Raw genomic sequence first — 15,289 nt, 5'->3', positions numbered from 1 at the left:
AAATCTCGTCAGGGAGCACTAGTTTTAAAAGCTCACCATAGGTATCAATCTGTTCCAATTCTCTGTATTTTTTTACCCCACAAAGTTGAAAATTTAAACCTTACCCCACAAGAATTTAAATTGATCCGATAAACGTACAAAATTTACTGTATAAATAAAAAACAAGCGAGGTTCAACACCTTGCTGAACCTCGCTTTTCATCTGCCTTTCGGCCCGCACGGGAGGAGAGACTCGAACTCCCGACACCTGGTTTTGGAGACCAGTGCTCTGCCAACTGAGCTACACCCGTATTTTGCGACTGCAAATATAGTAATTCATTCCAAAATACCTAATGAGAAGAGATTTCTGTTGCAGAAAATTCCCTATTTTGAGCATGCAGCCAAAATGAATATGGGAAATAGAGCAAGACCGTCTTACACGTAATTGCCTTTTATCAGTTCCCGGTACCATATACTCATAACAGAAACCACTATCTTTACAAAAACAGTATCAATATGGTTCGAAAAAATTTTCCGGTTATTCTTCTGGTCATCCTGGTGATTGTCCTCTTTTTGGGCTACCTGCTGAAAGATAACCTGAATGGTTACATCTCAGCTAAAATGCGTGAAATAGCCGGAGATGAGACCATACTTTCAGGAAAAGAATGGGTTGATTCGCTCTTCAATTACACAAAAAACAAACAAAATTTTGAGTTCAGCCTGCTTCAGTTTAAATCGGGCGGTTGCACCATCTGCAAACAAATGGAGCCCGAACTGGAAAAAATAAAAAATGCTACTACCCCCAGGGTGAATGTGGTTGTATTAAATGTGCTAAATGAAAATAGCCTGAATGTGATGAAATACTTCGGAATTTCCGTTGTGCCAACCCACCTGATTCTTGACAAAAACGGACAGGAGATTTTCAGAAAGTACGGATTTATTTCCGGGGAGGAGCTACTAGAAAAATGCAGATAAAAAAAATATTGTATCCGGGGTATTTGATGCAGTGTTGACGGGTTATCTGCAATTTTCCAACGGATAGAGCTTTGCAATAAAATATCAGTAACAAACTTTGTCCAACTCAGGCATATTTTCTCATAGCGGCAATATTCCCTGATTTTTTCACCTTTACAACACTATAAAAATTCAAAATGAAAACACTGGAGTTAAAAACAGAATTACATTCCTTAATAGAGGATATTACTGACACACAATTACTAATGGCAATTAAAATTCTTCTAACTAAGGGGAAGAATAATGATTGGTGGAAAACTTTAAGCGAAGAGGAAAAGATTATAATTGAAAAGGGATTAAAAGAATCAGAGGAAGGGAATTTAATTCCTCACAACATGGTCATGGAAGAAACGAAAGAAAAACAGCTGAAATACTGAGTAGCAAACGCTAAGCAGCTTTTAACCCCCCATTCGCCCCTATCGCAGAAACCGCTTAAACTCGTGGTAATCCTTTACAACCTTCACATTCCGTGGCAACCTGGGCTGATGCAATTGCAACTGCCAACCGGTAATAAAAACTTTCTGTTTGCTGTAAAGCTCTTTAAGTGATTCCAGGTAATTTTCCAATTCTGTTTTAGAAATAGAATTAATAAAGGCCGTAAAAACATAATCGACATTTACCTTCTTCTGAATTTTTATTAAATCGTCCCACGGAACAAATTGTCCCAGGTAAATAACATTGTATCCCATTTTTTGCGCGAGATAAGAATAAAAAAGCAGGCTCATCTCATGCAATTCATTTTCAGGAAGAAAAAACAGGATGGTAGCATTTTTTTCTCCGGACACTCCAAGCTTATCAATTTCAGCGATTAATTTCTGCCGTAATATATTGGTTACATAATGTTCCTGTGCCGGAAAAACAGAGCCTACCTGCCAGTAAGTTCCTACCCGCACAAAAAACTCAAAAAATACTTTGGCTACCGCATTTTCTATGCCCAACGAATCGATTATTTCAGTGGCAAGATTGTAAAAACTCCGGTTATCAAAATTGACCATACTCAATATTAAACGGTCCGTAAAATCAGACTCCGATGCTTTTTTCTTTGACAATTCCAGTACGGTTTGATTGATTCGCTCCTCATCCCATTTTGCTACTTTGGAGATTTTGTACCCGTGCCGTACCAGCATCGCAACGTTGAGCATTCTCCGCAAATCGTCATCCGAATAGTACCGGATGTTTGTATCCGTACGTTCCGGAACCAGCAACTCGTAACGTTTTTCCCAAATCCTGATGGTATGGGCTTTCACGCCCGACAGTACTTCCAAATCTTTAATCGAATAGCCCCTGTTTTTCATTTGTCGAATGTCTTTATTTTCCCGTTTATTGAATAGCTGATTATGTAACACAAATCAACACATTCTTGTTTAAACTTAAAAACAAAACATTTAAACAAAGATAAGGAAACTTAATAGGCCGGAGCAACATTCGCGCTGATTAATTTATTGTTTTACAATGTACAAACATTCCCTACATCTACTTTCCAAACTGTTTATTCCTGTAAATAACCACTCTCAATAAAATTTTAAATTCCTTAGAGATACAATATATCAGAAGCAAAAAAAGTGTCTTAAAAAGAGCAGATATAAAAAATAATAATTTTTGCAAAACCGCTATGAATAATTAAAAATTTAGCACATATGATTATAAAAAAAATAATATTTTTACGGCGCCATAATATGATAAACAAACCCTATTTTCTCCTAGCTACCATCTGAGAATAGAGAAATGTCAATTGGTTGGATTTTCCAAAAGTAAAATATTGATTTAAAAGACTTAACAACAGAAGCTTTTAACTTTAATTAAAAAAGCTAATGACTGAAAACCAAAGAAATTATGTTACTCTAAATGATAGAGTTCCCAATGGTTCAAGAAATAATGTGATTTACATTTTGCATCCAAATAAGGAAACAGAGAAAAAACAGAAAACCAGGCTATCTCCCTTGGAATGGGAGAAAAGGGCACCTGGTTGAATTCAACGGTTAATGGCCATTCGCTTGTTTGGGGACGTACTTTGTAGTTATACAATAAACACCTTACTAAAGGAACTTAATGGAAAAGTAAAGGATTAAGCGTTCGCTGTATCAAGGATTAATAACAATGAATCATATCAATCAAAAATATTCTGTTACAAAAACATATAATTATGAAAAAATATATCTATCTGCTTCTAAGTCTTATTGCTGTCATTTTCTGCTCTTGCAGCCCTAAAAAAGAAAAATCGACTTACGATAAAGATTTTACTGTATTCAAAACCACAGAATTAAAGATAAACTCTTCACAGTTTAAAGATTACGGCAACAAAACAAAAAGTTCGAAAAAAGTACAGAATGATAAAAACCCGGCCAGTGTTTTAAACATAAAACTAATTGCAAAGAAAGGGGAAAAAGTTACACCGCTTTACCGAACCGGAAAATACGACCTTCTTGTCAAACTAAAAACAGGAGAAATAGGTACTCTCAGAGTTTGGGATCTGGAAGAATTTCGACAACTCAAAAAAAATAAGAAACTTGTTATTGGCGTTAAAGGAGAAAACAACAGGTGGAAATCAACAGAAATTGAGCCAAATACGAAAGGTAAAATTATTGAGACACCGCCGTACCCTCAAAGTCATCCAATAGTGGCAAAATTTGAAAATGGATTGACCGGTAACATTGCGGCGGATGAGATTGCTGAAACTATTCCAATTAAAATAAAAACCCTGAAATACGAAAGACAATTCTATTTCGAAAATAAAATAAAGAAAAAGGTATTGGGATTAGATGTGGAAGATTTGGAGGAAGAACTATTTCCTCTGGATTATCTTGTTTATACTGACAAGGAAAAAAGAAATGGATATGCTTTTATTGACAAAATTTCCGTCTATCGGTCAAAATTGAGTCACGATGGTGTTCAATTTGTGATTAAAGACGGTAAGGTTTCAGCTTTGAGTTATCCCGATTCATGGCACAGCAAATGGTATGCTGGCCTACCTTTAAAACGGCTAGCCTATTTAATCCCATTAAAAGTGGTTAACTATTCTATTACAAGCGATTATTATTTTAATGTGACGCACAAAGTGGAAGAGAAAATCACTGGGAATGATATTATACTGGGAATCAGCAATGTTTTCTTTTGGTTCACCTTTATTTTGGCACTATTAATCGGGTTTATTATTGGGGTTCGTTTAATCTGGAATGATAATATTTCCAATGGCTCACTGATTCTGATCGTTTTCGGAATATCTTTTTTCTTTACCTATCTTATCTGGCTATCCGTAGCAATGAATACCCAGGAGGAAGTCACACTGAATCTTCTTATAAGACTGGGATTACTTTTTCTATTTATCAGTATTTTTAACAAAAACATTAAATACAACCGATGCGCCAACTGTAATACGTATGCCAAAGCTAAAAGTCTTGGCTCAACCTATGAAGGAACTGAGAGAAATGTGACCTGGAGCGAACGTAAGGAGTATAAAGGAACAACAACAGAAGAAACGGAAAAAGAAATTATTACAACCACTCATTATGATGTTCATCAGGATGCCACAATTCATACCTACGATCATTTTGACGATCATCAGGTATGCAAAAAATGTGGATACAAATGGAAAATAAGGAGAACTGTCAAGGCTGGCACAGAAACAATAAGAGGGTAACACAGCTTCATTGGAAGTATAACACCGAAGCCCCCTTTCCAGTTTTCCAGTGCATAATTTGGAACAGTTAAACGATAAAAAGCCCTGGAACAATATAGCAGAAACTGCAATCAGAACATTTTACAGAAAGCGCCAAAGGCCTTTTCCCATCCGGGATCTGAATGGGGTTCAAAGGTTTTTACATCGAAGGAATTCCGGATTACATCCCTGATTTCCTGAACCGAATGCACCATCCCCAGAGCTTTTGCCTGCATCATAATATTGCCGATGGCTGTAGCTTCTGTCGGGCCTGCAACAACCGGTATTCCGATAGCATTTGCCGTGAAGCGGTTCAGCATTTCATTGTTTGCTCCCCCTCCTATTATATGCAGTTTTTCTATCTTTTTACCCGTAACTGTTTCAATCTGCCCCAATGTATATTTGTATTTCAGCGCCAGACTGTCGTAAATACAACGTGCAATTTCGCCTTTGGTTTCAGGAACCGGTTGCCCTGTTTTTTTACAAAAACTTTTTATCGCCTCCGGCATATCGCCCGGGTTCAGGAACATCGGATCATCAGGATTAACAAGACATTTAAAAGGTTCAGCAGCGTTGCTCAACTCCACAATCTCCTGCCAGTCCATTTCCTTTTTCTGATCCCAAATACGTTTACACTCCTGGATAAGCCACATGCCCATAATATTTTTCAGGAAGCGGGTAGTTCCCTCTGCTCCGCCTTCGTTGGTAAAATTCATTTCAAGCGACTTTTCAGAAACCAAAGGTTCCGGGCTTTCGATACCAAGCAGTGACCAGGTACCGGAACTGAGATAAGCCCAGTTCTCCCCCTCTGCCGGAACGGATACTACCGCCGAAGCTGTATCGTGCGAAGCCACAGCTACACAAGGAATGGCACCGCAACCTGTATCCTCCTGAATTTCAGTAAGAACTTCTCCAAGCACTGTTCCCGGCTGAACGATTTCTTCCCCCAACTTTTGATCAATACCCGCTGCTTCAAAAAGCTTCGGCTCCCATTCCGGCCGACCGGGTTTTAAAAGCTGAGAAGTGCTTGCAATGGTGTATTCATTCTTTGTAATACCTGTGAAAAAGAAATTAAGCACATCGGGAGTAAAAAGCAGTTTTTCAGCCACCTTTAGTTCAGGATCATTTTGCTTCACCGAAGAAAATAACTGAAAAAGTGTATTAAACTGCATAAACTGTATACCAGATGAAAGGTAAGTTTCTTTTTGTGGTAAAATTCTGAAAAACTGTTCCATTGCCTGGTCGGTACGGTGATCGCGGTAGGCAAATGGTAAGCCGGCCAATCTTCCGCCTGCAGTAACCAAAGCATAGTCAACACCCCACGTGTCTATTCCAACAGACAGCGGTTGAATACCCAACTCTGAAACACACTTTTTCAGGCCGGTTTTCAATTCTTCAAACAGGTTGAAAATATTCCAGTAATAACTTCCATGAATACGTGTCATCTGGTTCTTAAAACGATGAACCTCCGCTAGTTCAAGCCTTCCATTCTCCAAAATACCTAACATGGCCCTGCCGCTGGATGCTCCCAGGTCAAACGCTAAAAAATAATTTTTGCTCATTTCCGGTCTTTCATTAATTTCTCCCAAATTAATACATTTCAACAGGAAGTTCCATCCTGCGCTGTCATGAATTTGCAAATAAAAACAGGTCAGCAACCTCCTAATCCGGATTTTGTCAGATTAACATCTTCAAAAACCTGACTCAAAGAACTATTCAAAACATAAAAACTTTCATTCAGCGACTCAAAGAACGAATAAGCTTTTCGGACAAGCTTGCGATTACCCCAACCACAATACCGACAAAAAGTGCTGATGGCATTATCCAGAGTACGGTTATTCCCATAAACTGCCAAAAGGCGGCTACAATAGCCATGGCAACACTTGCCAGTCCGCCGATTATAGTCCCCTTACTGGTGGCAAACGGCACAAAAATGGCCATAAAAAACAGTACAAACAGGGGGGCTACCAAAAGGTTGACAACTTTGACAACCACATCCAGCAGGTTCCCTTGTACATTGCCAATGACAAGGCTCAGCAGAATAGCAATAATTCCAACCAAAACAGATATTTTTTTCACCTGACGTAAAGGATTTGCCGATACTAACCGCGGGATCAGTCGCTTAAGAATGTCTTCGTTGATAACCGATGAAGATGAATTCAGCCCGGACGAAAGGCTTGACATGGCAGCTGCAAATATGCCCGAAGCAACCAGGCCCGATATCCCTACCGGCAACCCGATTAAAATAAATTTTGGGAACAGCCGATCAGCCTGCCCCGTGATCGATTGTCCGTCATCCAGAAAATGTGGGTTGGCCGTAAAATAGGCAATCATTGCCAGGCCTACTACAGCCAAAAATATTTTTACCACAAAAGTAGCTATCAGGGATATACCAAACGTATGCCTTGCTGCCCGCAGGTCTTTGGTCGAAAGGTACCTTTGCACGGCCATCTGATCCGACCCGTTGGTACAGATAAACCAAACCAGTAGCATCACCATAGCATTGCCAATTGTTGTGCGTTGCTGCACATCTGCCCCCCACCTAAGTGGGCTCCAGTGCTCCAAATAATGGTCGGGAAGCCAGGCTGTTAATGAGTTGAAATGCATAGATACAACAAAAATGGTCAAAAATGCACCACTCCATAGTACAATAGACTGGATAACATCGGTTGTTACCACTGCCTTAAAGCCACCAAGGGAAGTGTAAGTTATTGTAAGCAACATTAAAAAAACACTGATATATGGGGCATACGATGGAGGGATGTCAACGATGGCCACCAGTGCGGTATTAATGGTTGCATAAATGATGGTCGCCATCCAAAGGAAACGCAGCGTCAGGAAAAAAAATGTAGCAAGCATTCTTACCCCCAATCCCAAACGTTTCTCCAGCAACTCATAGGCGCTGGTCGCTTTCATTTCCATAAATTTCGGAATCAGGAACCAACCAACAATGTAATAAATTAGAGGAAAAATAATCATACCGATAAAAAAAGCCGGCCCGTTTAGTATCATTTCGCCCGGATAGGAAAGGTAACTCAGGGAGCTGACCATCGTTGCAAAAAGCGACAAGCCAACAGCAAAAGGCCTCATTGTTCTCCCTCCCAAAAGGTAATCTTCCGTATTCCTCGCCTTTCTGGAATAATAAAACCCTACTAAAAGCATCCCTATTCCGTAAAGAACAATAACGCCCCAGTCAATCCCGTGCAAAGTGTATTTTTGGCGGCGGTCAATCCGCAAAATAGCATTGGAGGCAGCCACGGCAATGTCCTCTTTGTTTTTATACATTGCTGCGGTCTCTTCTCTAACAAGCGATGTAAGAAGCGGTAAATCTTCATCAACTCCCTTTTCTGCCAGCGCAAACAGGGCTTCATAATTTTCCGGCTTCCCGGAATTGGACAATTCATTAAGAAGAGCCTCTTTGCAATAAACAGCCAGTGGTGATACCAATGAATCTGCCGGAGTATTTACAAATGCACTGCTCAGAATGTAGGTGTATGCAAGGGATGTATCCGGTTCGTTACATGCGGCATCAGCCAGGGCGCTCCATTGTTCATCGTTAATATTCTTCATATTACGCAATGCGTAAGCTGCCAATCGCCTGATTGTGTCCGTTTCTTTTTTAGAACAAACAATATCGAGTAATTTACTTTTTACCTGATTCATTTCCTCTTCGCCGGAATACGCTTTTCCCCATAAAACGTACAACCACAATGAGTTGTGATAGCTATTCAGGATTGAATCTGCAATGGACGGACTTACCCGGTAGGGCGAAATACCAAGTTTAGCAAGAGACTCTGTTGCATGCAGATGATCCGGCAGTTCCGGTTTGCTAAAAACAGATGAAACAGAATCGACCCATTTCTGTTTCTCAGCAGGGCTGGCTGCTGCCCGGGCTAATACCCGCCAAATACCTATCCGATAGTAATATTCTGTTCCACTTAGTGTTTCCTCCTCACGAAAAATATCTGTAATATCCTGTGAATAGCCCAGATCTAACAGACATTCGGCGGCATGTACTTTTTCCCATTTTTGGCCGCTACGCAAAACAGACTGAAGTTGCTCCAGCGCTTCCTGCCTCAGCTCCCCGGAAACAACGCGATCCTCCGGAGCAGAACAGCCGGCGAAAATAAGGAACAACAAAACCAGAAATAAGCAAACATCTCTATATCCCAAATTCATAGTTTATTATTTCAAGCGGGCAATAAAATCAAAAAAACCAGTTTCTTTCAGATCCCTTTCCAGCCCGATATACTCTGTACTACTAAGGTTTCTAAGTGGCGACCGGCAAAGGCCAAAATCAATACCGATCAACTTCATCATCGCTTTTCCGCCTACAATACCTCCGCCATATTTTATGATGACTTCCGTTATCTTAACCGATTCCATTTGCAATTCCCTGGCTTTTTCCATATCCCTGTTTTTAAATGCTTCCAGCAATTCCTGGTACAACCGCGGAACAAAATTATAGGAAGTACCTATCGCCCCTTTCACTCCGATGGACAAGCCACACAACAACGTTTGCTCCTGTCCGTGGGTAATATCAAAGCGGCCATTACTCAGGGCAAGGCATTGCTGCATTTCCATAAAATTGGCGTCTGTAAATTTGATACCTGCCAGGTTCGGAATTACTTTTTGTCCTTCTTTTAAAAACTCAGACATTCTGATATTCACTCCCGAACGTTCCGGAATGTGGTAATAATAAAATGGAAGATCAGGCACTACTGAAGCCACCTGGCGACAGAAGTCCACCAACTCAAGTGGAGTTTTAGGCTGTAAAAATGTGGGTCCCATACAGGAAATGGCCCATGCACCACAGTCCCGGGCGTGAAGAGCCAGTTCCTGTGCCTGGCGATAACTTGTGCTTCCCACATGCACAATAAATTTAAAGTTTTCACTGGCAAAGGGAGCCCAGGCCTCTGTTATCATTTTTCGTTCATCGGTTGTCAGCAGCATTCCTTCGCCTGAAGACCCGTTAACAAATACGCCATTTAACCCGTTTGAAATCAAAAAATCAGCATAACCCGGAATTTCTACCGTGTTAATATCTGCATTCTCTTTCATGGGGGTAAACACAGGAGCTATCAGTCCGTCAATTTTTGAATATTCTTTCATGTTTTTATAATTTTTATTTTTAATGGTCAAAACAGGGAACCTGCCAGAACAAAAATTCTGTTGTATGTAAAATTTGTGCTCATGGTTTGTTTCACCTATTCAATCATTTAATGTATTCCTAAAAAAAATCACTGCATTCTGTTTAGGGTTCACTGCATTTAATAAATCAGCCAAACGAACGGTTTGGTTTATCCCAGTGGATACGGGCCACAAACACACTTCCGTCGCTTCCATACTTTTCAACACCTTTGGGCTGCATCCATTCCGAAACGGTAACCCAGGTTTCGTTTGGGCTAATATCGGTAACACCAAAATTACCAAGCCTGGCACCTCGTTCAGGCACAAGTATTTGTTCCGTTTCACGGATTACGCATAAATTTTCAGGATCAACCTGAGCCATAAACAAAGGTGCCCTGTGACGGAACACATGGTCGTTGTCAGCCCCCCGGCGCGTGTAAACCAAAAACAATCCATCGCTGTGGGTAACCCAGTGCTGTTGTGTATTGTAATTACCCAGTTCTTCTCCATCGTCGAAGGTCCATACCCTGGGTTCATCAAAATGTAATCCGTCCGGGCCTTTTGTTACATAACCTTGTTTATCGTTACGCAGCGTCATAAAATATTGTCCCTTAAAAAAAGTGAGCGACGGTTCTCCGTAACCTCTCGGAATATCTAATTTTAATTCATCTCCATGTTCAATATAACTTAAATTTCCATTGTAAAATGAACAGCGGACGACAGTAACTGAGCTAACTTGTCCGGCCCCATGAGGGCGAAAATATACCGGCAACAGGATGGTACCGTCAGGTTTATCATATCGCTGCACACTACCTGCACCGCAGTCGTAAAACTTGTCAGGGTCGGGCATTTCCAGTTTCTTCCAAGCCAACCATCCTCCTAATTCCGGGTTATAAACGGAATATGAGGTATGACGGGGCCGGGGGTGTGTAACTTTCCACTCGGGGGTGTAAACAACGGTATGACCGGTTCCAAGTAACATTTTTGAAGCTTTATGCCGGGTCGGCCAAAAATCGCTCAAAGCAACAGGACGCCTCTCCCCATCAATGATTTCGTAACGTGGTGCCAGGCCGGGAAGCTCTTTGGGTGTTGACCAGGTTTTTCCCAGGTCGTCGGTTTTCAACCCGTAAGCCGCCCGGAAAACATCACTGCCCGAAAGATCCTGAGTGGTCATTGTCATAACTGCCCTGGGCATGCCGTGTTTCCCTACTCCCGGAACAATTCCCACCCGTGGATGGACAAAACAGTTTTCCCCGTCAAAATAGCGCGTTGGATTATCCAGGGCCAAATCATAACTTATTTTACCCTCATCCAACCAAAAACTTTTGGCGTTTAATGGTAAAAACAAAATTGAAATTCCTCCTGCCAGGGAGTTTTTTAAAAATCTTCGCCTGCCTGTATACTTTTGGCTGGGAATAGTTTTTTTATAAAATTTCATTGCTTTAATTTTTTAAACTGTTATAAACGATTTGGTTTTTCCCAATGAATTCGTGCGACAAATACACTCCCATCACTTCCGTATTTTTCAACACCAGGGTGCAACATCACCTCGGCTGCCGTTACCCATGTTTCCTGTTCACTTACATCGGTAACACCAAAATTACCAAGGGTAGCCCCTCGCTCCGGCACTAAAATACATTCAGTTTCACGAATAACACAAAGTTTATCCGGATCAACCTGTGCCATAAAAAGAGGTGCTCTGTGCCGGGTTACATGATCATTATTCGCACCTCGGCGGGTATAAACCAAAAATAAACCATCGCTGTGAGTTACCCAATGCTGTTGGGTATTGTAATTTCCCAGATCAGTCCCGTCATCGAAAGTCCAGGGTATGGGTTCATCAAAATGTAATCCGTCAGCACTTTTAGCCACATAACCTTTTTCATCATTCCTTATTGTAAGAAAGTACCAACCCTGAAAAAATGTAATTGACGGCTCTCCAAATCCTCTTGGGACATCAGTGCTGAGTTCGTTGCCATGCTCGACCCATTGCAACTTGTCGCCATCAAATTTACAACGGGAAATAGTAACTGTACTTATTCTGCCCGCTCCGGGAAGACGAAAATAGACAGGCAGAAGAATTGATCCATCTTCTTCGTCATAACGTTGTGTACTGCCTGCACCACAATCATAAAATCTCTCTGGATCAGGCATTTCTAACTTTTGCCATGGTAACCACGCATTAGTACCCTGATCATAAATAGCATATGAGGTATGCCGGGGCCTTGGACCGGAAACAAATTTCCAGTCGGGCGCATAAATAACAGTATGACCGGTTCCGAGCAGCACCTTTGTTTTTTTATGCCAGCGTGGCCAAAAATCACTAACCACGACCGGTCGTTTAACACCTTTTATCTCCTCATAGTGCGGCGCCAGTGGAATAATCTCTTCAGGGCTCGTCCAGGTTTTGCCAAGGTCATCAGTCTCTAATCCGTAAATGGTATTAAAAACATCACTCCCGGAAATCAGGTTCATTGTCATTACTACACGGGGTAATCCATCCTTCCCGGCTCCTGGTACAATTCCTGCGCGCGGGTGTACCCAACTGCGTCTTTTTTCGTCAAAATGACGAGTTGGTGTATCAAGAGAAAGACGGAAATCCGTTTTCTGATTTTCTGAAAGGAATGAATAGCCTCTTACAGGCAAACAACAAACTGAAATACCACTGATCAGGGAGCGTTTCAGGAAATCCCGTCTTCCGAAATTCTTTAAATCCTTTTTATTATGGTAGTTCTTCATACGAATAAAACTTAATTTGATACTTATGTGCATAACTTAAAATTTCATCCAGCGCCTCAACTGTAATGTAATTTTTAGGTCCTTCCTCTCCCAAGTTGCGGATATCGTGAGCATACAAAACCAACAACTCATTGTTCTCTTTCAACCGTTTGATGGCATCCTTTACCTGCAAAACCAAGTCGTCATTTTTTGATTTTGGATGAAAGCTTACTCCATCCAACCGGCCTTTTCCCCGTATATCATTCACCGGAACAAATGCCTTTTCTTTGTTTGAAGAAGAGTCGTCGATTCTTATTCCCCCGCTGCGCAGGTAACGAAAATAGTTTAAAAGCACACTGTCGGTAAGCGCACTGTGATTGCTGTTGGGATATGCAAAACACATAGGAGGAAAACCTTTCTCCTCCATCACTTTTATTGCAGGTTCAATTTCGGCAACAATATAATCCTCCACAGAAAATTTTTCACAAAATTCAGCGGCTTTGCGATGTCTCAACCCATGACAGCCAATCGTGTGACCGGCCTCTTTTAACCTTTTTAGCGCCTGTAACTGTTCCGGCGTCAATTCATCGAAACGGTCAACAAAAAAAGTTACATGGGCATTGTATTTGGCAAATAAAGGAATCTGCTTTTCCCAGTTGAGCATATTCCTGTCATCGAATGTCAAAATCACCCCGGGTTCTGTAATCTTTCCCGTATTCTTGCAACCGCCTGTTATTATAATTATAAACAGGATAAAAACAGTTCTTAAATTCCTATACCTCCCTTTTCCCATATTCTTTAATTCTGAAAAAATATTTAGGTGATAAGGGTAAAAAGATAATTCCATAATATTTAAATGCCTCATTCTGTTCAGACTTCTTTTAGAGCAATCAAACTATTGAAAATAAACCTTTTACTTCTCTTTTTTTGCAGGAACACCTTCTGTTAGTGTCTCTTTAAAACGGGATAAATATTTCTGGTACACATTGCGTGGCAGTGTATCCAGTTTTTTACACAGCGAGGCTACCAGCCCAACCACCTCCCCCATCATTCCGGTTGTTTTCATCACCCTCACCGTTCCCAGGGCCACATGCGTAACGCTGATATTCCGACCGGCCATCATCAGGTTATCGATATTCCGGGAATACAGACAACGAAACGGGATACTGTAAGGCTGAATTTTTTTCTTCCGGGCCGTAGTTCTGAATGTTTCTTCATCCAGTCCCTCTATATCTTTCGGGTAATGCAAATCAATGGTCCATGTTGCTGTTACACACGCATCAGGAAATAATTTATTGCTTTCTATATCCTGTTGCTTCAGCAGCACATCCCCCAAAAGCCGCCGAGACTCCCTCTTTCCTCCAATATACGAAACCCATTCTAGCCTTCGGCGCTTATACTCTTCGTCAAAAGAACTTTTATTCTTCAGAAAAGACCAGTTTCCGTAAATGACCCGGAACCCGTAGTCGCGGATAAATTCGGATTCTTCCAGTTGGTCGCGGCCAAGCCCCAGCTCCCAGTTCCAATCTCCCCGTATCACTTTCTGACAGGTACTTTCATCGAACTGAACTGCCCAGGGAGTTTCCGGGAAACTATATTCGCCCTTTCGTTTTACAGAGTACCACATTACAGAAGTTCCCATCGTCAACTCATCTGCTTCTTTTGGTGCAAGCCTTTCCCCCGTTTCCTTCCGGGATTCCCTGCCATACCAATAATCAGCACCCGCCAGGTACCCCAAAGTACCGTCTCCGGAACAGTCAGCAAAAACAGGCGCTTCAAACTTTCGGCTCTCTCCTGTAATAACACTCTGCGCTATAACCGATTTTATTTTCTGACCATCCGTTTCAACGCCATTTACATGGGTGTTCAGAAAAAGATGAAGATTGGTTTCATTCTTAACCAACTCCATCTTTAACCAGTCTTTATAGCGCTCCGCCGGTCTGGCATTTTGGCTGAAATTCGGATTCAATTCATTCACCAGATTGCCAATGGCCGGATACGGCGGTAAATTTACCTTCCCTCCTAACTGCACCCGTATTTCTGAACTGTTGTTTCCTCCAACCAACGGCCTGTCTTGTATTAAAGCAACGCTCACGCCTTTCCGGGCCGCAGCTACAGAAGCACAAATTCCGGCAATTCCCCCACCAACAACAACAAAATCGTACTTTCCCACATTCTTATCCTCATCAGGAAAACCTAAAAGTTTCTTTCTGAAATTTTTCAGCTCTAAACCATCATCAGGAGGAAGCAGCTTAGCATCTTTTGAAAATAAAACCGCATCGCAACGACCTTCAAATCCGGTCAAATCGTGGAGTCGGAGTTCATTGGTGTTCTGTTCTATTTTTATGGTACCGCCATATTGCCAGTGCCACTTTGCTTTTTTAGTACCAAAAATTGCATCAAGAGTCTGACCATTAACCAGAAGCTGAAATCTTCCGGGCGCCTGATATACACCCTCCGGCACCTCTCTTTTCCAGGGGGCGGCCCAATCACGGGTACGCACCCAAACATGAAAAATGCCGGTTTCAGGAAAATGCACTTTTGTAACTGCATCTTTCACGGGAATCCCCATACCATGCGCCAGTAAAAACGGAGAGCCCATGTAATCCATAAACTGCTGATCTATCACCCAACCACCAACATCTTCAAAATTTTCAGCTTCTATAAGAAGTGTTCTTTTATTCTCCATATTTTATTTGCTATTCTTTTTAATCCTCATAATTCCATTCACTGTTCTGTTCCCCTGCGTCTTTCCTGCTACAATTTATACTTGTATACTGTATTTCAAAACATA

The 15,289-nt window shown here is 41.4% G+C and carries 11 protein-coding genes and 1 tRNA gene; 3 read left to right on the top strand and 9 right to left on the bottom strand.

Annotated features, from left to right (window positions below; all coding sequences use genetic code 11):
- Positions 1–216: 216 nt before the first annotated feature.
- A tRNA-Trp gene (locus D1164_RS21805) sits at positions 217–289 on the bottom strand.
- Between the two features lie 205 nt (positions 290–494).
- Between D1164_RS21805 and D1164_RS21800 the strand changes: the two genes are divergently transcribed.
- Together D1164_RS21800 and D1164_RS21795 are read left to right on the top strand one after the other, a co-directional pair.
- On the top strand, positions 495–953 hold the full coding sequence (locus D1164_RS21800; RefSeq protein WP_119352031.1) for a thioredoxin domain-containing protein: 459 nt from the start codon (positions 495–497) through the stop codon (positions 951–953).
- A 176-nt stretch (positions 954–1,129) separates the two neighbouring features.
- A complete protein-coding gene (locus D1164_RS21795; RefSeq protein ID WP_119352030.1) occupies positions 1,130–1,369 on the top strand; it encodes a hypothetical protein in 240 nt (79 codons plus the stop codon).
- A 39-nt stretch (positions 1,370–1,408) separates the two neighbouring features.
- Here D1164_RS21795 and D1164_RS21790 read toward each other — a convergent pair whose 3' ends face one another.
- Positions 1,409–2,287, bottom strand: a complete 879-nt coding sequence (locus D1164_RS21790; protein ID WP_147372264.1) for a MerR family transcriptional regulator — start codon at positions 2,285–2,287, stop codon at positions 1,409–1,411.
- 848 nt (positions 2,288–3,135) lie between these two features.
- Between D1164_RS21790 and D1164_RS21785 the strand changes: the two genes are divergently transcribed.
- Positions 3,136–4,629: a hypothetical protein gene (locus D1164_RS21785; RefSeq protein WP_119352028.1), complete on the top strand. Its 1,494-nt coding sequence runs from the start codon at positions 3,136–3,138 to the stop codon at positions 4,627–4,629.
- Positions 4,630–4,739: 110 nt separating this feature from the next.
- On the opposite strand, the gene rhaB is transcribed toward D1164_RS21785, so the two are convergent.
- From rhaB to D1164_RS21750, 7 genes are all read right to left on the bottom strand, one after another.
- The gene (rhaB, locus tag D1164_RS21780; RefSeq protein ID WP_119352033.1) at positions 4,740–6,209 is read right to left on the bottom strand and encodes a rhamnulokinase; all 1,470 of its coding nucleotides are present in this window, start codon (positions 6,207–6,209) and stop codon (positions 4,740–4,742) included.
- Positions 6,210–6,384: 175 nt separating this feature from the next.
- The gene (locus tag D1164_RS21775; RefSeq protein ID WP_119352027.1) at positions 6,385–8,826 is read right to left on the bottom strand and encodes a sodium:solute symporter family transporter; all 2,442 of its coding nucleotides are present in this window, start codon (positions 8,824–8,826) and stop codon (positions 6,385–6,387) included.
- Positions 8,827–8,832: 6 nt separating this feature from the next.
- Positions 8,833–9,759, bottom strand: a complete 927-nt coding sequence (locus D1164_RS21770) for a dihydrodipicolinate synthase family protein (protein WP_147372263.1) — start codon at positions 9,757–9,759, stop codon at positions 8,833–8,835.
- Between the two features lie 166 nt (positions 9,760–9,925).
- Positions 9,926–11,215 (bottom strand): exo-alpha-sialidase, encoded by a 1,290-nt coding sequence (locus D1164_RS21765; RefSeq protein WP_119352025.1) that lies wholly within the window; start codon positions 11,213–11,215, stop codon positions 9,926–9,928.
- 20 nt (positions 11,216–11,235) lie between these two features.
- Positions 11,236–12,516, bottom strand: coding sequence for an exo-alpha-sialidase (locus D1164_RS21760; protein WP_119352024.1), 1,281 nt, complete (start codon positions 12,514–12,516; stop codon positions 11,236–11,238).
- Positions 12,500–13,342, bottom strand: coding sequence for a polysaccharide deacetylase family protein (locus D1164_RS21755; protein ID WP_172594586.1), 843 nt, complete (start codon positions 13,340–13,342; stop codon positions 12,500–12,502). Before D1164_RS21755 ends, D1164_RS21760 begins: the two co-directional genes overlap by 17 nt.
- A gap of 66 nt (positions 13,343–13,408) precedes the next feature.
- Complete coding sequence (locus D1164_RS21750) at positions 13,409–15,184, bottom strand: FAD-dependent oxidoreductase (RefSeq protein ID WP_119352022.1); 1,776 nt, start codon at positions 15,182–15,184, stop codon at positions 13,409–13,411.
- Between the last annotated feature and the right edge of the window lie 105 nt (positions 15,185–15,289).

This window comes from Mariniphaga sediminis (assembly GCF_003573545.1).
GTDB classification, from domain to species: domain Bacteria; phylum Bacteroidota; class Bacteroidia; order Bacteroidales; family Prolixibacteraceae; genus Mariniphaga; species Mariniphaga sediminis.
Note: the sequence above shows the minus strand (reverse complement) of the source record. Positions and strands in the feature narration are given on the sequence as shown.